22 protein-coding genes and 1 tRNA gene are annotated in these 21567 nt (G+C 65.5%); 4 read left to right on the forward strand and 19 right to left on the reverse strand.

Annotated features, from left to right (window positions below; translation table 11 throughout):
* Positions 1–11: 11 nt before the first annotated feature.
* From ASD80_RS07415 to ASD80_RS07430, 4 genes are all read right to left on the reverse strand, one after another.
* On the reverse strand, positions 12–656 hold the full coding sequence (locus ASD80_RS07415) for a GNAT family N-acetyltransferase (RefSeq protein ID WP_056230857.1): 645 nt from the start codon (positions 654–656) through the stop codon (positions 12–14).
* A complete protein-coding gene (locus tag ASD80_RS07420; RefSeq protein WP_056230858.1) occupies positions 649–1524 on the reverse strand; it encodes an NAD-dependent epimerase/dehydratase family protein in 876 nt (291 codons plus the stop codon). The genes ASD80_RS07415 and ASD80_RS07420 overlap by 8 nt, the downstream gene beginning before the upstream one ends.
* Positions 1524–2660, reverse strand: coding sequence for a tRNA epoxyqueuosine(34) reductase QueG (gene queG / locus ASD80_RS07425; RefSeq protein ID WP_056230859.1), 1137 nt, complete (start codon positions 2658–2660; stop codon positions 1524–1526). The genes ASD80_RS07420 and queG overlap by 1 nt, the downstream gene beginning before the upstream one ends.
* Before the next feature lie 138 nt (positions 2661–2798).
* The gene (locus ASD80_RS07430) at positions 2799–3476 is read right to left on the reverse strand and encodes a glutathione S-transferase family protein (RefSeq protein WP_056230860.1); all 678 of its coding nucleotides are present in this window, start codon (positions 3474–3476) and stop codon (positions 2799–2801) included.
* A gap of 102 nt (positions 3477–3578) precedes the next feature.
* On the opposite strand from ASD80_RS07430, the gene ASD80_RS07435 reads away from it, so the two are divergent.
* A complete protein-coding gene (locus tag ASD80_RS07435) occupies positions 3579–4391 on the forward strand; it encodes an undecaprenyl-diphosphate phosphatase (RefSeq protein ID WP_056230862.1) in 813 nt (270 codons plus the stop codon).
* Positions 4392–4534: 143 nt separating this feature from the next.
* On the opposite strand, the gene ASD80_RS07440 is transcribed toward ASD80_RS07435, so the two are convergent.
* From ASD80_RS07440 to ASD80_RS07465, 6 genes are all read right to left on the reverse strand, one after another.
* Positions 4535–5158, reverse strand: coding sequence for a LolA family protein (locus ASD80_RS07440; RefSeq protein WP_056230864.1), 624 nt, complete (start codon positions 5156–5158; stop codon positions 4535–4537).
* An 81-nt stretch (positions 5159–5239) separates the two neighbouring features.
* Positions 5240–5572, reverse strand: a complete 333-nt coding sequence (locus ASD80_RS07445; protein WP_056230866.1) for an ArsR/SmtB family transcription factor — start codon at positions 5570–5572, stop codon at positions 5240–5242.
* The gene (locus tag ASD80_RS07450; protein WP_056230869.1) at positions 5572–6216 is read right to left on the reverse strand and encodes an SRPBCC family protein; all 645 of its coding nucleotides are present in this window, start codon (positions 6214–6216) and stop codon (positions 5572–5574) included. The genes ASD80_RS07445 and ASD80_RS07450 overlap by 1 nt, the downstream gene beginning before the upstream one ends.
* Positions 6217–6320: 104 nt before the next feature.
* Positions 6321–9029 (reverse strand): FtsK/SpoIIIE family DNA translocase, encoded by a 2709-nt coding sequence (locus ASD80_RS07455; RefSeq protein WP_082555130.1) that lies wholly within the window; start codon positions 9027–9029, stop codon positions 6321–6323.
* A gap of 363 nt (positions 9030–9392) precedes the next feature.
* Positions 9393–10754, reverse strand: a complete 1362-nt coding sequence (locus ASD80_RS07460) for an ammonium transporter (RefSeq protein WP_056230871.1) — start codon at positions 10752–10754, stop codon at positions 9393–9395.
* An 18-nt stretch (positions 10755–10772) separates the two neighbouring features.
* Positions 10773–11111: a P-II family nitrogen regulator gene (locus ASD80_RS07465; protein ID WP_056230873.1), complete on the reverse strand. Its 339-nt coding sequence runs from the start codon at positions 11109–11111 to the stop codon at positions 10773–10775.
* A gap of 258 nt (positions 11112–11369) precedes the next feature.
* Here ASD80_RS07465 and ASD80_RS07470 point away from each other — a divergent pair, with 258 nt between their 5' ends.
* Both ASD80_RS07470 and ASD80_RS07475 read left to right on the forward strand, forming a co-directional pair.
* Entirely contained in the window at positions 11370–12587 is a 1218-nt protein-coding gene (locus ASD80_RS07470) for an FAD-dependent monooxygenase (RefSeq protein WP_056230875.1), read from the forward strand.
* A 1-nt stretch (position 12588) separates the two neighbouring features.
* The gene (locus ASD80_RS07475) at positions 12589–12798 is read left to right on the forward strand and encodes a KTSC domain-containing protein (RefSeq protein WP_056230877.1); all 210 of its coding nucleotides are present in this window, start codon (positions 12589–12591) and stop codon (positions 12796–12798) included.
* On the opposite strand, the gene ASD80_RS07480 is transcribed toward ASD80_RS07475, so the two are convergent.
* From ASD80_RS07480 to ASD80_RS07490, 3 genes are read right to left on the reverse strand one after another with little or no spacing between them, the layout of a single operon-like run.
* On the reverse strand, positions 12795–13037 hold the full coding sequence (locus ASD80_RS07480) for a Trm112 family protein (RefSeq protein ID WP_056230879.1): 243 nt from the start codon (positions 13035–13037) through the stop codon (positions 12795–12797). The genes ASD80_RS07475 and ASD80_RS07480 overlap by 4 nt on opposite strands.
* Before the next feature lie 2 nt (positions 13038–13039).
* Positions 13040–13708 carry an LON peptidase substrate-binding domain-containing protein gene (locus ASD80_RS07485; protein ID WP_056230881.1) on the reverse strand — a complete coding sequence of 223 codons (669 nt, stop codon included), beginning with the start codon at positions 13706–13708 and terminating at the stop codon, positions 13040–13042.
* Between the two features lie 11 nt (positions 13709–13719).
* Positions 13720–14670 carry a thioredoxin family protein gene (locus tag ASD80_RS07490; protein WP_056230882.1) on the reverse strand — a complete coding sequence of 317 codons (951 nt, stop codon included), beginning with the start codon at positions 14668–14670 and terminating at the stop codon, positions 13720–13722.
* 205 nt (positions 14671–14875) lie between these two features.
* On the opposite strand from ASD80_RS07490, the gene ASD80_RS07495 reads away from it, so the two are divergent.
* Positions 14876–14950 (forward strand) — tRNA-Gly (locus ASD80_RS07495).
* Positions 14951–15155: 205 nt separating this feature from the next.
* On the opposite strand, the gene ASD80_RS07500 is transcribed toward ASD80_RS07495, so the two are convergent.
* From ASD80_RS07500 to ASD80_RS07525, 6 genes are all read right to left on the reverse strand, one after another.
* Positions 15156–16607, reverse strand: coding sequence for an aldehyde dehydrogenase (locus ASD80_RS07500; RefSeq protein WP_056230885.1), 1452 nt, complete (start codon positions 16605–16607; stop codon positions 15156–15158).
* 190 nt (positions 16608–16797) lie between these two features.
* Complete coding sequence (locus ASD80_RS07505) at positions 16798–17511, reverse strand: ABC transporter ATP-binding protein (protein WP_056230886.1); 714 nt, start codon at positions 17509–17511, stop codon at positions 16798–16800.
* Entirely contained in the window at positions 17504–18229 is a 726-nt protein-coding gene (locus tag ASD80_RS07510; RefSeq protein ID WP_056230888.1) for an ABC transporter ATP-binding protein, read from the reverse strand. Before ASD80_RS07510 ends, ASD80_RS07505 begins: the two co-directional genes overlap by 8 nt.
* Positions 18226–19143: a branched-chain amino acid ABC transporter permease gene (locus tag ASD80_RS07515; protein ID WP_413813367.1), complete on the reverse strand. Its 918-nt coding sequence runs from the start codon at positions 19141–19143 to the stop codon at positions 18226–18228. The genes ASD80_RS07510 and ASD80_RS07515 overlap by 4 nt, the downstream gene beginning before the upstream one ends.
* Entirely contained in the window at positions 19143–20015 is an 873-nt protein-coding gene (locus ASD80_RS07520) for a branched-chain amino acid ABC transporter permease (RefSeq protein ID WP_056230891.1), read from the reverse strand. Before ASD80_RS07520 ends, ASD80_RS07515 begins: the two co-directional genes overlap by 1 nt.
* 230 nt (positions 20016–20245) lie before the next feature.
* Positions 20246–21478: an amino acid ABC transporter substrate-binding protein gene (locus ASD80_RS07525; protein WP_056230893.1), complete on the reverse strand. Its 1233-nt coding sequence runs from the start codon at positions 21476–21478 to the stop codon at positions 20246–20248.
* Between the last annotated feature and the right edge of the window lie 89 nt (positions 21479–21567).

The following is a 21567-nucleotide window of genomic DNA, read 5'->3' on the forward strand; positions in this document are numbered from 1 at the left end:
GGGCGAAGAAATTACCCCCGCGCCATCAGCTTCGTCCGTTGCACCCCATCCGCATCGAAGTTCTCCGGGCTCAACCAACGCTCATATTCCGCCCTTAGCGCCGGCCATTCCCCGTCGATGATCGAGAACCACGCCGTATCGCGGTTCTCGCCCTTGACGATGCGATCCTGCCGGAACAGCCCCTCATACTGGAAACCGAAGCGCCGAGCGGCGGCCTTGGAGCCCTCGTTGCGATCATTGCATTTCCATTCGAAACGCCGGTAACCCAGGTCGTCGAAGGCGTGGCGCGCGAACAGGAACAGCGCTTCGGTAGCGATTCGTGTGCGCGCCAGTTCCGGGCCCCAATAAACCCCGCCGATCTCGATGGAGGCATGTTCGGGGAAAATGCGCATCCAGCCCTGCTGGCCCAGCGCGCGGCCCGTCGCCTTGTCGATCACCGCCACATAGCGATCCGGTCCGGCATTGGCCTCGTCGATGCGCCGTTCCACCTCGGCCACGCTTTGCGGGGCATGGCTGAACAGCCAGCGATAGCGCTCGGGCACCGAGGCGGCAAAGATGTCGGCGGCGTGCCGGCGCGCCAGCGGCTCGAGTTGCGCATAGCGCCCTTCGAGCACGATGCGCTCAGGCGCGGATTTGGCAGGCCGTGGTTCAGTCATGGCTTTCGATCTCGTGAATGGCGGCCAGCCCTTCCCGATAGGTGGGATAGAGCAGTTCGATCCCCAGAGCCCGCTTGATGGCGGCGTTGGAGACCCGCTTGTTGTCGGCATAGAAACTGCGCTGCATCGGCGTGAATTCGGCCTGCTCGTAGGGCACTTCCGGCGGCGGTTGCACCCCCATGAGGCCGGCGGCATGGCTCACCAGATCCTGCGGCGGCGCCGGTTCGTCATCGGCGAGGTTGAAGGTGCCCTCCAGCCGCGCCGCGGCCGCCAGGGCCGTCACCCTTCCGATATCCTCGACATGGATGCGATTGAACACCTGCCCCGGCTTGACCACCCGCCGCGCCGTGCCGTCACGGAGCTTGTCGAAGGTCGAGCGGCCCGGTCCATAGATGCCGGCCAGCCGCAATATGGCCAGCTTCACGCCGCGCGCCCGCGCATAATCGCGCCAGGCCTGCTCGGCCAGCACGCGGCGGTCGCTGCGCGCGTTGCGCGGCACCAGCAGAGCCGACTCGTCGATCCAGGCGCCGCCGAAATCCCCATAGACGCCAACCGTGGAATAATAGCAGAGCCATTGCAGGTTCTGTGCCGCATCGAGATCGGCGCGATGATGCAGCAGTGCCGGATCGCCATCGGCGCCGGGGGCAATGGAGAATACGACATGGCTGGCCTGGCGCAGGCTCGGGCCCAAAGTGGCGCCCGGCGCGGTGCCATCGAAAACTTGCGCATCGACCCCCTCATCGGCTAACCGATCCGCCTTGCTTTTTGTCGTAACGCTACCCGAAACGTTGACAGTACGTGAACCAATTCGCAGCTGCGTCAACGCGGCCAGGGACGAAAAACCCAGCCCGAAAAAGAAGGCGTTCATCAGATATCCCCGCTCCACTCGGCTGCCACCGAGCTATCGCTTTCCCGCGCCAGATAGGCAAGGCTGAGTGCTTCGGCCCGCTCCGGTGCCAGCCGCCGCAGCGCCCAGATGGCCGCGCCGCGGATGACGGATTCCTCGGCATCCAGCCGCGCCTCGACCAATGAAACAAGGCTTGCATCGTCCGAATTGCCGATGGCAATCAGCACGTTACGCAGGAACCGCGCCAGCCCGATCCGCTTGATGGGCGAGCCGGCAAACAGCGTGCGAAACCCGGCATCGTCAAGCTGAACGAGGTCCGCCAAAGCCGGCCGTTCCAGCTCCACCCGCGCCCGCAGCTTCGCCTCGCGGCTGACCGAGGCGAACTTGTTCCAGGGGCAGACCGCCAGGCAATCATCGCACCCATAGATGCGATTGCCCATCGGCGCCCGAAACTCCAATGGAATCTGATCCTTATGCTCGACCGTCAGGTAAGCGAGGCATTTGCGCGCATCGAGCTGGAAGGGCGCCGGGAAGGCATTGGTGGGGCAGATATCGAGGCACCGCGTGCAGGAGCCGCAGCTTTCCTCATGCGGTCTATCCCCCGGCAGCTCGGCCGAGGTTAGAATAGCGCCCAGGAACAGCCAGGAGCCGAAGTCGCGGCTCACCAGCACGGTATGTTTGCCCTGCCAGCCGAGCCCCGCCGCCTCGGCCAGCGGTTTTTCCATCAGCGGCGCGGTATCGACGAACACTTTCACCTCGGCGCCCGAGCGGCGCGCGAGCAGCCCCGCAATGTCCTTGAGCTTGCCCTTGATGATCTCGTGATAATCCCGGTTGCGCGCATAGACCGAGATGGTGCCGAGCGATCTCTCGCCGAGAATGGCCAGCGGATCGCTCTCCGGCCCATAATTGATCCCGAGCACAATCACCGACTTCGCCTCGGGCCACATGCCCCGCGGAGAGCCCCGGCGCGCAGCGGTTTCCGCCATCCAGTCCATATCGCCATGCCAGCCCGCCGCCAGCGCGGCATTGAGCTTGTCCGGCAGGTCCGGCCGCGCATCGGCCGGCGCAATGCCGAAGCTGTCAAAGCCCAGCGCAGCGGCGCGCTCGCGCAGTTCGGCGACGAGCTTTTCGGTATTGGAAATCCCAGATTTGGCCACGGGGCTGGTCCCACCACTGCGCGTCACCCTCGGGCTTGACCCGAGGGCACTGTACTTACCAGACGCGCAGCAAAGTGCAGAGCCCTCGGGTCAAGCCCGAGGGTGACGGCTGATGGATGAGACAACATCAGGTGCCACTCAAAAGTCGAGGTCTGCATAGCCCTTTTGCGGGGGCATGGCCACCACACGGTCGTTGAGCAGCGTCCGAAACGCCGGTCGCGACTTGATGCGGGAATACCAGTCGCGGGTTTCGCCGGCCTTGCCCCAGTCGATATCGCCGAGATAGTCGAGGGTCGACAGGTGCGCCGCCAGCGCGAAATCGGCGAGGGTCAGCGTATCGCCGGCCAGCCAGGAGCGGTTGGCGAAGAGCCAGTTGAAATAGAGCATATGCTCGTTGAGATTGGCCTTGGCCACCCGCAGCACGGCGGGGTCCGGCGTCGCGCCCTTGTGGTCGCGCTTGACGATCTTTTCTTCCAGCACATAGCGGGTGACTTCGTCGCTGAGCTTGACGATGACCCATTCGATCATCCGCCACATCTCGGCGCGCGGCCCCGGTTCGGCCGGAATCAGGCCCTCGACCGAGGTCGGGGTATAGAGGTCTTCCACCGTGTGGATGGTCGCCAGCACGCCGACAATGGGTTGGTCGCCATCGCCGATCAGGATGGGCAGGGTGGCGGCGGGGTTGATCTCCAGCAGTTCCGGCTCGCGCAGCCAGGGCTTGATCTCCTCCATGTCCAGCGGCACGCCATATTCGGCGCACATCAGGCGGATGAGCCGCGAGGACGGATCGAGAGGGTGATGGATGAGGCTCGGCATCTGGACGCTCGTCTCTTTTTGAGGCCGCTGCTTGGCTGACATCGCGAACAGCGCTAGAGCTTGCCAGCTTTGCAGGCCCGCTGGACTGAATTAGGGGATCAAATGAACGCCGATCAAGGTCTTTTTGTGCCGCTGATCCTCGGAATTCTCGAAGGGCTTACCGAATTCCTTCCGGTCAGTTCCACCGGCCACCTGCTGCTGGCCGGCCATTTCTTCGGGCTGACGCAACCGGCCACCTTCATCGTGCTCATCCAACTCGGGGCGATCCTGGCCGTGATCACGGTCTATTTCGCCAGGCTGGGCATGCTGATCCGCGATGCGCTGACCGGCAAGGCCTATGCCTGGCAGTTCGCGCTGGCGGTCGTCCTGGCCTGCCTGCCGGCAGTGGCGGCTGGCGTGCTGCTGCGCGATTTCATCCAGGGTGACCTGTGGGAATCGGCGGCGCTGATTTGCTGGACGCTGCTGGTCGGCGGGGTGATCCTGCTGATCGTCGACCGCCTGAAGCTCACGCCCAAATATGACGATATCTACCAGTTTCCCTGGCATCTGGCGCTGATCGTGGGCCTGTTCCAGATGCTGAGCCTGGTGCCCGGCGTGTCGCGCTCGGGCTCGACCGTGGTCGGTGCCATGCTGTTCGGCGCCTCCAAGCGGGCGGCGGCGGAATTCACCTTCTTCATCGCCCTGCCGATCATGATCGGCGCCTTCGGCTACGATCTCTACAAGAGCCGCGACATGATCGACACCAGCCTCGCGCTCAGCGTCGGCGTGGGCTTTGCCGCGGCCTTCATCATCGGCGCGCTGGTGGTGCGGTACCTGCTCGGCTTCGTCAGCAAATACGGTTTTGCCCCCTTCGCCTGGTGGCGCATCCTGGTGGGCGGGGCGGGGCTGATCGCGATCTATTTCTTCGGGCAGTAGCCCTCTCACCTCTCCCTTGGGGGGAGAGGTCGGCGGCGAAGCCGACGGGTGAGGGGGCCTTCCCAAGCTCCACGCCCAGTAAAGGCCCCCTCACCCGACCCGAAGACGGGTCGACCTCTCCCCCGAAGGGAGAGGTAAGAAGTCTACTGTTCCATCGGCTTGTAGGTCGCCGGGATGGAGAAGAACGCCCGCGGGATTTCGACGTTCTTTTCCACGTCATAGAGCGAGAAGGTCAGTTCGGCCCCACTGGGCTCGACCAGGCTCCACTGGGCCAGTTCCAGCGTATCGGTATCGAAGATCAGCGACACCTGCACCGTGCCGGCCACGGTCTCGTCGATGACGGTGATGGACATATAGCCATCCGACGAGGTCACATCGACCACATTGGCATTGAGCAGGTTGATCTGGTCGCCCAGGAACTGCCGCAGCGGAATGGAGTCCTGGGGATAGGCGTAGTAGGTCTCGTCGCGCCGGTTGAGCACATAGAAGCCGCGGCCGACCGAGACGATTTCCTCGCGGCTGGGCGGGGCATAGCGGAAGGCGATCTTGTCGGGGCGTTCGAGGAAGAACGTGCCCTCGGTGCGGCCGCCATTGGTGTCGATCTGCAGGAACCGGCCGACCATGGTGCGGATGGCCGAATTGTGGGTGCCGATATCGACGATGAGCTGCTGCTCTTCGGGCGTCAGAGCCCGGTCAAGCGCCCAGGCGGGAACGCTCAGCGCAAAGGCGGCGGAAAGGCCGAGCAGCAAGGCATCGCGGCGAATCATGGAGGAGGTCCCTGGCTGACAATTGGTTCTAGGCTAGCCTAGAAAGCAATTACGGCAACAGGTGGTTCCGTCCCGGCATGGTTAGAGCTCGCCGCGCGCCTTCTTGCCGCGGGCGATTTCGGTGGCCAGCGCGTCGAGCCTGACCGGCCAGAACACCCGGAACCGCTCCAGCCAGTCGTCGAGGTCGCGCAGGGGCGTGGCGTCGAGAGCATAGACCCGGCGCGTGCCTTCGGGCCGCACCTGGGCGAAGCCTGCATCGCGCAAGACCTTCAGATGCTGGCTGACGCCGGCCTGGGAAATACCGAATTCGGCCGATATGACCGCGACCACCTCGCCGGAGCTATGCTCACGCTCGGCGAGGAGTTCGAGAATGCGGCGGCGGACGGGATCGCCCAGGACGTCGAAAGCGTGCATCAGTTTTCCGGGGCGGCCTCGCCCATATAGAATTTTATCGTGGTTTCGGCCGCTTCCAGCGCGTGCGCGCGGTCGGCGCCGGCAGCGATATCCGCCTTGCCCCAATCATCGCCGGTCGAGCGCACGAGATTTTTGTATTCGTCGGTCCCATACCATTCGGCCGCGGCTTCGGGCGGCATTTCGAAGCTGGGATCGGCCAGGTAGCGCGCCAGCCCCATGAAGCTCAAATCCCAGCCGATGCCAACCGCACCGGGGCCAAACCGGTCCCAATGCGGGCTGATATGGGCGATGTGTTCGAGCTCGAGCCGCGTACCACCTGCCTCTTGCGTCAGCCTGAGATTGACCCACGAGGTCGCGCCGGCAAATTCCCAGGTCAGCGCCACCTTCTTTTCCGGCTCGCATTCGAGCACGGTGCCGCCGGCATTGCCTTCCACCTGATAGCGCCCGCCGAGTTTCAGCTCGCCGCTGACCGGGGCAAACCAGCGCTTGATTCGCTCGGGCCGGGTCAAAGCATCCCACAGGTCGGCCGGCGTGGTATCATAGACGCGGGAGGCATAAACGGCCTTGGCCGGCTGGCCGTCTTTTTCCAGGTTATGCACTTCGCGGGTCATGGCGCCGAGATGGGCGGCGAGGTCAAAGGCCATGGGGGAGCTCCTTATTTCAGTTATTACTTATATAAGCTCAAACTGAAATAGAGTCGAGTCCGACGTCTTCCACAAGGTGGGTGGGGCGTCTCCAGCGCCCCTCCTCAATACCCGTCCGCGTTATTGCCCACCAGAATCTCGCGCTTGCCGGCATGGTTGGCCTGGCTGATCACCCCTTCGCGCTCCATGCGCTCGATCAGGGTCGCCGCCTTGTTATAACCGACGCCGAGGCGCCGCTGCACATAGGAGGTGGAGGCCTTTTTGTCGCTGAGCACGATATGGACGGCCTTGTCATAGAGCTCGTCGCCCGAGCCGCCATTGGAGGTTTCCCCGAAGGCTTCCTCGCCAAAGCTGCCGCCTTCCTCGTCTTCCTCGGTGATGGAATCGAGGTAGTCCGGCGCGCCCTGGCTCTTGAGGTGGTTGACCACGGCCTCGACTTCGCTATCGGCAACGAAGGGACCATGCAGGCGCTTGGTGCGGCCGCCCGAGGCCATGTAGAGCATGTCGCCATTGCCCAGCAGCTGCTCGGCACCCTGTTCGCCCAGAATGGTGCGCGAGTCGATCTTACTCGTCACCATGAAGGAGATGCGCGTCGGGAAGTTGGCCTTGATCGTGCCGGTGATGACGTCGACCGAGGGGCGCTGGGTGGCGGTGATGATGTGGATGCCGGCGGCACGCGCCATCTGCGCCAGGCGCTGGATGGCGCCTTCGATATCCTTGCCGGCCACCATCATCAGGTCGGCCATTTCATCGACGATGACCACGATATAGGGCAACGGCTCGAGATCGAATTCTTCCGACTCGAAGATGGCTTCGCCGGTTTCGCGGTCGAAGCCGGTCTGCACCGTGCGGGTGATGACCTCGCCCTTGGCGCGCGATTCGGAGACGCGCTGGTTGAAGCCGTCGATATTGCGGACGCCGATCTTGCTCATCTTGCGATAGCGGTCTTCCATCTCGCGCACCGCCCATTTGAGCGCCACCACCGCCTTTTGCGGGTCGGTGACGACGGGGGTCAGCAGGTGCGGGATGCCGTCATAGATGCTCAGCTCCAGCATCTTGGGATCGATCATGATCATGCGGCACTGCTCGGGCGTCATCTGATAGAGCAGGCTGAGAATGAAGGTATTGATGCCCACCGACTTGCCCGAGCCGGTGGTGCCGGCGATGAGCAGGTGGGGCATGCGCGCCAGGTCGGCGATGACGGGCTCGCCGCCGATGGTCTTGCCCAGGCAGATGGGCAGCTTGCCCTTCATCTTCTCGAAATCGGACGAAGCCAGCATTTCGCGGAAATAGACGGTTTCGCGGTTCTGGTTGGGCAATTCGATGCCGATGGCATTGCGGCCGGGCACCACGGCGACGCGGGCGGAGATGGCGCTCATCGAGCGGGCGATATCGTCGGCCAGCGAGATGACGCGAGAAGACTTGATGCCGGGCGCGGGCTCAAGTTCGAACAGGGTGACGACCGGACCGGGACGGACATTGATGATGTCGCCCTTGACGCCGAAATCCTCCAGCACGCCTTCGAGCTGGCGGGCCATTTCCTCCAGCCGCTCCGGTGCATGCTCGGGCGACGGGCCCAGATGCCTGGGCTCGGACAGCAGGCTCAGCGGCGGCAGCTCGAAGCCACCGGGCTCGTCGAGGAACGATGCCTGGGCTTCGCGCATCATGCGCTGGCCCGGTGCCGGACGCGGCGCCGGCGCCGCAACGCGCGGCTTGGCCGGGTCGACCGGATGGAAGCGCGAATCGCCGCGCTGCTGGTGGCTCGCGGCCGGGACCGATGGGACATCGGGCACGAAGGCAATGTCGTCCCCGGCCTCGTCGGGATAGTCGAGTTCGGTATCGTCATAGCTCGGACGCGCATTGATGCGCGGCGAGATTTCGGGCTCGAAGCCGGGTTCGGCGGGCGCATGAATACGGCGCGGGGCGACCGACGGCTCGCGGCGTTCGCCTGATGGCGCTGGGCCGTCGAGGCTCGGCTCGACATCCTCGTCACGCCAGCTTGCGGCGTCGGCGGCCCGGCGCTCGGCATGACTGGCGCGAGCGCGGCGGAAGGCGGTGCGCAGGGAATAGCCGGTATGGACCAGGGCGCCGAGCACGATATCGACCACCGGATTGGTTTCGGGCTCTTCATCCTCGACCGGGGCGGCGGCGCCCTTGCGGCCGGGGGCTGTTGGCGCGACCTTGCGCGGGCCTGATGGCATGGAGGTGCCCAGCCCCATGGCGATCCAGAAGGCTGCCAGGGCCGGGATGGCGATGATGATGGCAAAGAGCACCGACGTCACCGCCTGGGGGGCTTCGCCGGTCACGAGGGCCGCCAGGGTGGCGAAGCCATTGCCGAGCAGGCCGCCAAGGCCGGTGGGCAATGGCCAGGTAGCGGGCATGGCGACGAAGGACAACACGCCCGCGCCCAGCACGGTCGCAGCGATCCAGGCGAGGCTGCGCAGGCCCATATGGGTGGGCATGCGGCGGCGGGCAAAGGCCCAGCCCCACAGCGCCGGCGGCACCAGCAGCGCCAGCGCGGCCAGCCCGAGCACCTGGAAGAGGGCGTCGGCTATGACGGCGCCGGGAAAGCCCAGCCAGTTGGCCGCCGGCTTTGCCGTGGCGTAGGAGAAGCTCGGATCGTCCACCGACCAGGAGGCCAGTGCCACGAGGCACACCGCCACCAGGGCAAGCAGCACCAGGCCGACCAACCGCACGGGAATGCGAATCGCCAAGGCCGGAGGCGGCACCGGCGCTGCCCTCGAGGCACCGCTGCGCGAACGCTGCGGCACGGAGCGGATTTCATCGAGCACTGGCGAGGGAGAACTGGGCATGGGCGAACTCAATACTTGCCCGGCTGAGACCGGGGCCACTATGCCGCCAGATTAACGAGATCGGGTTAACCCAAGGCTAACCATGGGAATTTGGGGCTCCCACTCACCGAACCCACCCTCCCCCTTGAGGGGAGGGAGACGACTGAAATTCAGCCACACAAAGAAACGGCCCGCCTCCGGGGAGACGGGCCAGGCAGGTCGCGGGTCGCGAGGGAGAGCGGCCGGCGAGACATTGATCGTGGGGTGCGGCCCATGCAGTTTTGCGAGTGGGAAGCCTCTGTGGCGGGCCAAGAGGGCACGAGCCGCACGCCACGATCAATCGGGAGAACCGGACGGCGGCAGACCGCCGCCCGGAGATCGGCGCTAGTTGTAGGCGCGCTCGCCGTGGCTCGACAGGTCGAGGCCATCGCTTTCGGAGGATTCGGAGACACGGGCGCCGCCGAAGATCGCCTTGACGATGAGCATGGCAACCAGGGCCACGACACCCGACCAGACGATGGCGATGCCGACGGCGGTGAGCTGGATCATGAACTGGCCGCCGATGGAGTAGGCAGCAGCGTCGCCCAGCGGGTAGCCGCCGAGGCCGGGCGCGGCAACGATGGCGGTGCCCAGGGCGCCGACAATACCGCCGACGCCATGGATGCCGAACACGTCGAGGCTATCGTCATACTTCAGCCATGGCTTGAGGTTCACCACCGCCCACAGGCAGACGATACCGGCAATGGCGCCCAGCACGATGGCGCCGCCCACGCCGGCAAAGCCGGCAGCGGGAGTGATGGCGACGAGGCCGGCAACGGCACCCGAGACAGCACCGAGGGCCGAAGCATGGCCGCGGGTGATCTTTTCACCGATGACCCAGGCCAGCGCCGCGGCGGCCGGAGCCAGCACGGTGTTGATGAGGGCGACGGCGGTCAGCGCGTTGGCTTCGAGATTGGAGCCGGCATTGAAGCCGAACCAGCCGAACCACAGCAGGCCCGCACCGACATAGGTCCAGACCAGGTTATGGGGCGCGATCGGCTCCTTCATGTAGCCCAGGCGCGGGCCAAGCACGATGGCGGCGACGAGTGCAGCCACACCGGAATTGATGTGAACCACGGTACCGCCGGCAAAATCGTAGGCGCCGAGGCCGAACAGCAGGCCCGGGCCCGACCAGACCATGTGGGCGATCGGCAGGTAGGAGAAGGTGAACCAGATGGCCAGGAAGGTCAGCAGCGCGCCGAACTTCATGCGCTCTGCGATGCCGCCGACGATGAGGGTCGAGGTGATGCAGGCGAAGGTGAGCTGGAAGGTCACGAAGACCAGTTCGGGCAATTCGAACCCGGCCGAGAAAGTGGCGGCGCGGCTATCGAGCGTCACGCCCGAGAGGAAGAATTTGGAGAAGTCACCGATGAAGGCGGACAGGCCGCCTTCGGTCGGGCCGGCAAAGGCCAGCGAATAGCCATAGGCCACCCAGAGGATCGAGATCATCGAGAAGCCGAGGAACACCTGGGTCAGCACGCTGAGAATGTTCTTGGCGCGGACGAGGCCGCCGTAGAACAGGGCGAGGCCCGGAATGGTCATGACGATGACGACCATGGTCGATACCAGCATCCAGGCCACGTCGCCCTTGTCGACGATGGCGGCGGCTTCTTCAACGACGGGCGCGGCAGCGTCCTGGGCGAATGCCGGCAGGGCCAGCAGCAGGGAGGCCAGTGCGGCGCTTCCCAGTATCTTTGACGTCTTCATTGTTATCTCCCGATGACGCTAGAGGGCAGCCGCGCCGGTTTCCCCGGTGCGGATACGGGTGACGGCGAGCAGATCGAGCACGAAAATCTTGCCATCGCCGATCCGGCCCGTCTGGGCGCTGTCACGGATGGCGGAGCTGACGGCATCGGCGAGCGCGTCGTCGACGGCGATTTCGACCTTGAGCTTGGGCAGGAAGTGGACGGCGTATTCCGTGCCGCGATAAATCTCGGAATGCCCCTTCTGGCGGCCATAACCCTTCACCTCGGTCACGGTCATGCCGTGAACATCGAGCGAGTTGAGAGCCTGGCGAACCTCTTCGAGGCGTGATGGCTTGATAATTGCGATCACCAGTTTCATGTGAGCCCCTTTGCGCTTGGCGCTGTCTGGAATGGCCACCTAGACTCAAAAGCCGTGCCAACTTGCCTGCGGCCAAAAATTATCCGCAAATTCAAAGCATTAGAGATTCGGCAAATCGCCACTGACAGACGCCATCGCAAAGACGCACAAGATTTGTGCAAACCGAAAGTCGTCTGAACGAAATTTGGGCAGCGCCGCGGCGATCAGCGCGCTTGCGCGAAACGGCGGCAGGGCCACAATGGGGCCAAGGAGACTCCGATGAGCGAACAGAGCTTTGACGTGCTGATCGTGGGCGGCGGGCCGGTGGGGCTGACGCTGGCCTTGGCGCTGGTGCAGTCGGCGCGCGGCATCCGTGTCGGGCTGGTGGACCGGCGGCCGCTCTCGGTGCCGCGCGACGCCCGCGCCTCGGCCATTGCCGCCGGCGTGCGCCGGGTCTTCGAGGCCCTGGGCGTGTGGTCCGCCATGCAGGCCGCCTCGCAGCCGATCACGGCGATGCGGATCACCGATTCGGGAGATGGCGACATTTCCCGCCCGCTGTTCCTCACCTTCGATGGCGATATCGCGTCGGGCGAGGCCTTCGCCCATATGGTGCCCAACAGCGTCAGCGGACAGGTGCTGCTCGACGCCGTCAATGACAGGATTTCGGTCATCGCCCCCGCTATTGTCACCGGCTACAGCGCCGACGCTGGCGCCGCCCGGCTGGCGCTGGAGGATGGACGGACCCTCACCGCGCCGCTGCTGGTGGCGGCCGATGGCGGACAATCGACCTTACGCGGCATGGCTGGCATCGGTGTCATCGCGCATGACTATCGGCAGACCGGGCTGGTCACCACGATTGGCCATGAATTGCCGCATGACGGCGTGGCGTATGAGCATTTTCGCCCGGCTGGTCCGTTTGCCAGCCTGCCTTTGCCCGGCAATCGCTCGTCCCTGGTCTGGACCGAGAGCAGCGAGACGGCGCCGCGATTCCTCGCCATGGAGCCGGCGGCGCTGGCCGGCGAAATCGAGGCGGTGATGGGCTCCACCCTGGGCACGGTCACGGTCGAGGAAAAGCTGATGGGCTTTCCGCTGCGCCTGCAGATCGCGCGCGATTTCGTCGCGCCGCGGCTGGCGCTGGTGGGCGACGCCGCCCATGTGGTCCACCCCATTGCCGGGCAGGGCCTCAATCTGGGCCTCAAAGACGTGGCGGCCCTGGCCGAAGTGGTCATCGAGGCGATCCGCCTCGGGCTCGACCATGGCGGCGACGACGTGCTCGGCCGCTACCAGGCCTGGCGCCGGCTCGACACGGCGAGCATGGCCGCCATGACCGACGGGCTCAATCGCCTGTTCTCCAACGATGTCGCCCCGGTGCGGGCCCTGCGCGATTTCGGGCTGGGCCTGGTCGATCGGGCCGGCCCGATCAAATCGGCGCTGATCCGCACCGCCTCGGGCGTCGCGCCCAGCGGTCCACGCCTGCTCAGCGGGTTGCCAATCTGAAATGGTCCGCTTCGACTCCAGCGCGATCGGGCGGGCGGAGTACGACGCGGAGGAGCGTCTGCTGCACTTGTGGTTCACCGGCGACGACAAGCCCTATGGCTATCGCGATGTGCCCGAAGAGGTGTTCGACGAATTATGCGCGGCAGACTCGCAGGGCCGCTATTTCGCAGCCCATATCCGCGACCGCTATGAGGTGGTGCCGCCGCCCTAGGCGTCGCCCTTGAGCTCGGGCAATTGCCTGATGGCCTCCGGCTCGACGCTGCGGGCCTCGTCGAGACTCAGTAGCGGCACGCCATTAACGATGGGGAAAGCCAGCCGCGCGGCGATGGAGATCAGCTCGGTCCTGTCGGCAGAAAGCGTCAGGCGGGTCTTGGTCAGCGGGCAGACCAGCATTTCGAGCGTCTTTACATCGAAGACATGGCGCGGATTGATGGCAGGGGGCTCCACCATGACTAGTTCAGCGGCGCCGCGCCGCCGCTGCCGCCGCGGGCGATTTCGTATTCGGTCATGGCGATCAGGGTTTCGGCGCGCTGCTCCAGCGTCGGCGCCTCCAGCAATACTTGCTTTTCGGCCGGGCCATAAGGGCCGACCATGCAACAGAAATTGACCAGGTCCGCCGTGCCGGTACGCTCGATCTCGTCCCAGTTGAGCTCGATGCTGGCGAATTCGGCATAGTCGCGCATCATCTTGACGAAGCGCTCGCGGTTCACCGCGTCTTCGCCGAAATCGCGGGTAAAGTCGGTCGAAAAATCCTCGGCCGCGATGACGCCCTGCCGATAGGGCGTCATGACCGTGAGTTCATGGGCAAGGCGGAAGCGGGTGACGCCTTCAAGAATGATGAAGTAACGCCCTTCGCCGCTTTCCTCGAAGTGGGTCAGCCGGCCCAGGCACCCGATGGCCTGCAGCGGGCTCCTGCCCTTGGGACTTTCCTCGCTGGTATCCTCGGGCTGGATCAGCCCGACCAGCCGGTCGCCGCGCAGGGCCGCATCCACCAGCTCGATATAGCGCGGCTCGAAAATATTGAGCGGTCGATGCGAGAAGGGCAGCAGCAGCGCCCCGCTCAGCGGAAAGAGCGGGACGGATTTGGGCAGGTCGGCCGGCGAAGCGGGGCGCTTGGGCATGATCGTGCCTCTTACGAGAACAGGGCCGCCGAGAGCAGACGGCGGCCTTTGGTGGTCGCGGCATCCTTCGGCCCCCAGGCGTCGAAGAATTCCAGCAGTTTCTTGCGCGCGCCATCCTCGTTCCAGCTGCGGTCGCGCTTGAAGATGGCGACCAAGGCTTCGGCGGCCTCGATATGCTTGCCCTCGGCATTGAGCGCCAAGGCGAGATCGAACCGGGCCTGGTGGTCATCGGGATTGGCGGCCACAGCGGCTTCGAGCGAAGCGGTTTCGCTGAGATTGGCGGCTTCACCTAGCAGGCGGATGGAATTGGCGAGGCTGGTATAGGCGTCGCCCTTGCGCTCGGCCTCGGGCACCATGTCGAGCGTGGCCTGGGCCTGCTCGGTCTCGTTGGCGGCCAGATAGACCTTGGTGAGTCCGATGAGCGAGGCGGCATGATCGGGCTGGTGCTGCAGCACCATGCCGAAGATTTGCGCGGCACGGCCGAGATCGCCGGTCGTGAAGGCCTCCTCGGCAGCAGCGACCGCTTCGGTGATCTGGGCTTCCATCGAGCCCTCGGCGGGCTGGGGCGCCGGCGCACCGGCGATCACCTTTTCGGCAAAGCGCCGCACTTCACCCTCGGGCATGGCGCCCATGAAACCATCGACCGGGCGGCCGCCGGAAAAGGCGAAGACCGCCGGGATCGACTGCACGCCGAGCTGGCCGGCAATCTGGGGATGCTCGTCGATATTGATCTTGATCAGCCGGATCGCGCCGGCCTTCTCGTTGACCACCTTTTCAAGCGTCGGCGTAAGTTGCCGGCAGGGGCCGCACCAGGGCGCCCAGAAATCGACCAGCACCGGCTGCTCGAGCGAGGCATCGATCACGTCGGCCTTGAAGGCAGAATCGGAGGATTCGCGGATCAGCGCGCCGGCCGGAGGAGTGGACTGGGGGGCAGCGGCGACGCCGTTGAACGGAGTGGACATGGGGTAAACAAGGCCCTTCAGACAAGGCGGAACAGGATATTCGCGGCCCTTCTTGCGCCCGCGAACGGTGATGTGACAAGCCCCTCGATCCACAAGGCGACGACAAGATGACGGTCGCGCCAAATTGTGGGTTGCAATAGGCGTTTCGATTGGGCATATAGGCGCGCGTCGCCGGACTGCCAAGGCAGCACGAAGACAACGGAGCGCGGGTGTAGCTCAGGGGTAGAGCATAACCTTGCCAAGGTTAGGGTCGTGGGTTCGAATCCCATCGCCCGCTCCAAATCTCCCTCACCGGAGAAACGATCAAAGGGCCAGACGCAAGTCTGGCCCTTCGTTTTTGGTTTCCCCGCTGGACCAAGTGGCCTGCCGGAATGTCCCGCTTAAACTTCCATACCCGCCGAACGCCCCCCAATCGTCATCATCCGGCTTGTCCGGGCAATGGATCACCCGGACAAGCCGGGTGATGACGAAGAGTGGGATTCCCCTCAGATCGGGTAGTGGATCGGGCCGTCCTGCACGGTGATCCAGCGCAGTTCGGTGAATTCGGCAATGCCCGCCTTGCCGCCGAAGCGGCCATAGCCCGACGCCTTGACGCCGCCGAAGGGCATTTGCGCTTCGTCGTGCACGGTGGGGCCGTTGACGTGGCAGATGCCCGATTCGATGCGCGCGGCGACGCCCATGGCGCGGGTGACGTCGCGGCCGAACACGGCGGCGGAGAGGCCGTATTCGGTGTCGTTGGCGACGCGCACGGCTTCGTCCACGCTGCCGGTGCGGATCACCGCCACGACGGGGCCAAAGGATTCGTCGCGATAGAGCTTCATGCCCGACGTGACGCCATCGACCACCGTCGCCTGCATGATCGTGCCGTCGATACCGCCACCGGCCACGACCCTGGCGCCCTTGGCCACGGCGTCCTTGATCAGCGCATCGATGCGCTGGGCGGCGGAAAGGTCGACGAGGCAGCCAAGCGGCGTGTTGCCCTGGCGCGGATCGCCGGCCTTGAGCGAGGCGGCCTTGGCAGCGAGGGCGGCGACGAACTGGTCGGCGATCTTTTCGTCGACCACGATGCGCTCGGTCGACATGCAGATCTGGCCCTGGTTCATATAGGCGCCGAAGGCGGCCGCGGCGACGGCCTGGTCCAGATCGGCATCGTCGAGCACGACGAAGGGGGCCTTGCCGCCCAGTTCCAGCAGAGCCGGCTTGAGGTTGCGGGCCGCGACTTCGGCAATGTGGCGGCCGACGCGGGTCGAGCCGGTGAAATTGACCCGGCGCACCGCCTTGTGGCCGATCAGTGCCTCGACCAGCTCGGGCGCGTCCTCGGGGGCATTGGACACCACGTTGAGCACGCCGGGCGGCAGGCCGGCCTCGAACAGCGCATCGGCGATGAGGCGATGGGTGCGCGGGCAAATCTCGCTGGACTTGAAGACCACAGTATTGCCGCAGGCCAGCGGCGTGGCGAGCGAGCGCACGCCGAGGATGACCGGCGCATTCCACGGCGCGATGGAGAGCACCACGCCGGCCGCCTGGCGCACACCATAGGCCGTCGAGCCGGGGCGATTGCTCGGGATGATCTCGCCGGTGATCTGGGTGGTCAGCGAGGCCGCCTCGCGCAGCATTTCGGCGGCCAGCATGACATTGAAGCCGGCCCAGCCGGCAGTGGCGCCGGTTTCGGCGCCCATGGCGGCGATGAAATCGGGCGTGCGCGCGTCGAGCCGGTCGGCCGCCGCGAGCAGGATTTTGCGGCGGGCGGCGGGGGCGGTCCTGCTCCAGCCGGGGAAGGCGGCGGCGGCGGCATCGGCAGCGCGCAAAGCGTCGTCGATGGTGGCCGCGGCGGCGCGGGTGGCGAGTTCCCCGGTCATGGGATTGTTGCGCTCGAAGGTGCCGCCGCCGGTGGCTTCAGATTCCTCGTTATTGATGAGCAGGCCGAGATCGGTCATGGGGACACTCCGTTGATAGATAGCGTGGCTGGGCACATATCCGCCACGCCCACCGCGCGGCTCCTCCCCCTTGACGGGGGAGGCTGGGAGGGGGTGTGGGGAGCCACGATATCGGGGCCAAACATCCCCCCGCCCTTGATCCCTCCCCGCAAGGGGGAGGGAGAGGGCTGGGACAATTGTGGTCGGATAGTCATGCCACCTCTCCCAAAAAAGCCCGCTGCACCGCGGCGTCGCCGCGCAGGGCATCTGATGTGCCTGATCCGGTGATGCGGCCGGCTTCCATGAGATAGCCGCGATGGGCGATGGCAAGGCTGGCCTTGACGTTCTGCTCCACCACCAAAAGGGCAATGCCGGTCTGGCCGATGCGGCCGAGGGCGGCGAAAAGCTCTGTGGTGACGATAGGCGCGAGGCCGAGGCTCGGTTCGTCCAGCATCAGCAGGCGCGGGCAGCTCATCAGAGCGCGGCCGATGGCCAGCATCTGCTGCTCGCCGCCCGACATGGTGCGGGCAACCTGCTGCTGCCGTTCAGCCAAGCGTGGAAAGAGGTCGAGCACGAGGGCACGTTGGCGGGCTTCGTGCGGGCGGGCATGGCTGACATAGGCGCCGAGTTCGAGATTTTCCGCGACGGTGAGGTCGCCGAAAATGCCGCGGCCTTCGGGCACCAGGGCAATGCCTGATGCGAGATATTTGTGAGCCGGCAGGCCGGTGAGGTCGGCGCCATCGAGGGTGATGGCGGCGCCTTGGGCGGGGCGGACGAGGCCGGCCATGGCCTTGAGCAGGCTGGACTTGCCGGCGCCATTGGCCCCGAGCACGACCACGGTTTCGCCTTCGGCCACATCGAGCGAGACCCCGTCGAGCGCCAGATGCTTGCCGTAATGCAGGGAAAGGGGGCCGGCGCTAAGCATGCTCGTCTCCCAGATAGGCGCGGATCACTTCGCGGTCGGCCAGCACTTCGGATGTGGGGCCATCGGCGATTTTCGTGCCGGCATTCATCACCACGCAGCGGGAGCAGAGGGCTCTGATAGCGTCCATGACGTGCTCGACCAGGAGGATGGTAATGCCGCGCTGGCGCAGGCTGGTGATGAGGTCGATGCCGGCCCGCAATTCGGTGGGATTGAGGCCGGCCAGCCATTCGTCGAGCAGCAGGAGCTGCGGATCGGATGCCAAAGCGCGGGCCAGCTCCATGCGCTTGAGGTCGATATAGGTGAGGCTGTCGGCCGGCTGGGATGCGCGACCGGAAAGGCCCACATCGGCCAGCAGGGCTTCGATCTGCGCTTCGGCCTGCTGGCCCCAGAGCGGGGATTTGCGGAAGGCGAGGGCGGCGAGGACGTTTTCACCAACGCTCAGCGAGGGCAGAGCGCGGACGAGCTGGAAGGTGCGGGCGACACCGCGATGGGCGATACGCTCTGGCGGAAGCGTGCCGATGGCGTCGCCGGAGAGCGTGATGGAGCCATCGGACAAGGGCAGATAGCCCGAAATCAGGTTGAGCGCGGTGGTCTTGCCCGAGCCGTTGGGGCCGAGCAGGCCCACGGTTTCGCCCATGGCCAGATCGAAGGTGAGGCCATTGACGGCAGTGAGGCCGCCGAAGCGCTTGGTGACGTTGTGGAGGGACAGCAGCGTCATGGCCGTGCCTCGCGGCGGGTGAGGCGGGACCAGAGGGAGTCCCCGGCCGCCAGCACGCCATTGGGCAGCACGAAGACGATGGCGATGAACAAGAGGCCCAGGATGATGGAATAGTGGTTGGGGAAATTCGCGCTCAGCCATTCGAACAGCAGGAACAGCGGCACGGCGCCGAGCAACGGGCCGAACAGGCGATTTGGACCGCCCAGCAGGGCCATGATGACGACGAGGAAGCTGGTGGTCGGATTGAACACGATGGACGGCTCGATATAGGTCCAGCGTGGCGCCTGGATGGCGCCGGCCAAGGTCATGATGACGCAGGAAATGGAGAACAGCGTCAGCTTGGTGCGGGTGATGCGGATGCCCAGATGACTGGCCACCACCGGATCGTCGCCGATGACGCGCAGCGCCAGGCCGATGCGCGCGCGGCTGACCCAGAAGGCGATGGCCAGCGTCGCGGCCAGCAAAGCCAGCAATTGCCAGTAGATGTGCTCTGGCCCCAGCGGCAGGAAGACATAGCGACCCAGGGTCCGGGTGACGTTGACCTCGTAATAGGTCACGAGCTGGCGCACCAGTTCGGTCAGCCCGAACGTGAAGATGACGAAATAGATGCCGGCGAGGCGGAGCGTAGCCAGGCCGACGATAAGGGCGACGACGAGGCCGACAAACGCTGCGACGAGCAGCACCAGCGGATAGGGCAGCATATCGGCCAGTACGGCGACGGTGTAGGCGCCGAGGCCGAAAAAGGCGACGGTGGCCAGCGAGATGTAGCGGGTGGGACCGGAAAACATGGCCCAGGCGGTGGCGAGCACGCCATAGCCGAGAATGCCGATGCCAAGGCCGAGCGGATAGGGGCCGGCAAAGGCGGGCACCAAGGCCAGCGCGGCCAGTGCGGCGAGAGCGAAGACCAGTTTCATCATCGCGCGGCCCTTCCGAACAGACCCTGCGGCCGCACCACGAGCACGGTGAGGAAGATGAGGTAGGTGGCGGCCAGCGTCAGGCCGGGATCGATGAAGCTGGCGACCAGCGTTTCGACCAGGCCGAGGATGAGCCCGGCGGCCAGCGCGCCCATGAGATTGCCGACGCCGCCCATGATGACCACGATCAGCGCCTTCATGGTGAAGATGACGCCCATGGTGGCCGAGAAGGTGAGATACATCGAGACCACGACGCCCCCCGCCGCCGCCAGCGCGCCGCCAATGGCAAAGGCGAAGCGGGCGACGCTGTCGACATTGATGCCGACCAAAGGCGCCGAGGCGGGATTGGCGGCGACGGCGCGGATGACGGTGCCGAAGCGGGTGCGGGTCAGCACCAGCCACAGGCCGAGCCCGAAGACCACGGCCAGCACGAAGGCGAGCAACCTGTTGGCAGCGACGGTGGTGCCCAGTATGTCGACCGGCACGGCGAGGAAACTGTAGCTCATGAAACCCGAGCCGAAGAGCACCAGCGCCACGCCCTGGATGACGAAGAGCAGCCCGAACGTGGCAAGGATGGAATCGCCTTCCAGCCGCCCGCGGTCCCGCGACCGTCGCGCCAGCGGCTGCAGCATGACGGCGTAGATCAGCCAGCTCAGCGCAAAGCCGGCGGGAATGACGATGAGCATGCCGAGCAGCGGATTTATGCCGAGCGCGGTGAACAGCACATAGGCGCCGAAGCTGGCAGCGATGATGATGTCGCCATAGGCCAGGTTCATGATGCGTGCGACGCCATATTGCAGGGTCAGGCCCATGGCCACGAGGGCATAGGTGCCCCCGAGGACGAGGCCGGTCAGAATGGCGCTGAAGAGCATAAGGGCGCTCCGGTGGGTTGGATGGTCTTGGGGGGCTCCCCTCCCAACCTCCCCCTGACAGGGGGAGGAGCTTTATCGAATGCGACTGCCGGCCCCTCTTCACCTCTCCCTTGGGGGAGAGGTCGACCGTCAGGTCGGGTGAGGGGGCCTTTACTGGTCGTCGAGCGAGGGGAAGGCCCCCTCACCCGCCGGCTTCGCCGCCGACCTCTCCCCCAAAGGGAGAGGTAAGACTATGCAGCGACCCACACCGGCTTCGGCACGACCGGATCGCGTGATCCGTCCCGTTCCGTGTGGGCCAGGCCGACGAATTTGCCGCCCTGCCACTGGCCGACCGTCCACAGGCTCCGCAACTGGTTGTCGACCAGCTTCACCTTGCCGATGACCGTATCGAATTCGCCACTCGACAGCTCCGCCGTGATGGCCTCGCGGTCGATATCGCCGACCCGCTCGATGGCCTGTTGCAGCATTTCCAGGCTCGCATAGGTGATGGCACTGGCCCAGCTATCGGGCGCCTGGCCGTTGAGCGCGGTGTGGCGCTCGAAATAGGCGGCGAGCTTTTCGCTGTCGGGGTCGATGCCGCCCACGCCCATGACACCGTCATGGTTGGGCCCGGCAATGCCGGGATAGATCGGGAAGGCGGTGCCGACGCCGAGATAAAAGACCTTGGGGCTGAAATTGGCCACCACCGACTGCTGGGTCAGCGCGAAGGTATCGGGCGGATAGGAGAAGGCGACGAACGTATCGACGCCGAGCCCCGAAACCTCGTTGATGATGGGTGCGAAGTCCGACGTACCGAGCGGATAGGTCTTGTCATAGACCAGCTCGAACCCGGCTTCGGTGAAGGAGGGCGTGGCCGCCTTGGAGAGGTCGATGCCGAAGCCGTCGGCCACCGAGGCGATGGCGACCTTGTTGTTGATGGTGCCGGCTTCACGCTGCTTGACCAGCAACTGCACCAGCGCATTGGCATAGTCATGCCCACCGCCCAGCAGCCAGAAGCTGTGCTTCCAGCGCTTGACCAGGTCGGGCGCCATGTCGGTGACGGCGGTGGCGCCAAGCTGGGGGTAGCCGAAGCGGTCGAACGTGGGGCCGGAGGCCAGGTTGGGGCCGGTGCCCCAGCTCGGCAGGATGAAATCAGCATTGTCCTGGGTGGCGAGGCGCTCGACGGCGCGCACCAGTTCCTCGGAGCTGGAACGGTCGTCATATTCGACCACTTCGAGCGGCAGGGGGACGCCGAGCTTGCTGAGTTCAAGGCCGCCGGCCTTGTTCACGTCATCCACCCAGAGCAGGTAATTCGGAATGGTCGAAATGCCGGCGCCGGCGGCGTTGGCGCCGGTCTTGGGCACGGCGTAGCCGATGCGGATGGCGGTGCGGTCCTGTGCGAGGACCGGCAGGCCGGAAAGGGCCGTGGCCAGGGCGCTGACGCCCATGCCCTGCAAGACGGTTCTGCGGCTAATCGTGGTCATAGCTTGCTCTCCTCCATGCCCGTCGCTGCGGGCGCTCCCAGATGCGGTCCGGCTTTGCTCCGGTCCCGTCCTTGCCGAGCATGGTAGGG

Source organism: Devosia sp. Root635, from assembly GCF_001427605.1.
Classification (GTDB): domain Bacteria; phylum Pseudomonadota; class Alphaproteobacteria; order Rhizobiales; family Devosiaceae; genus Devosia.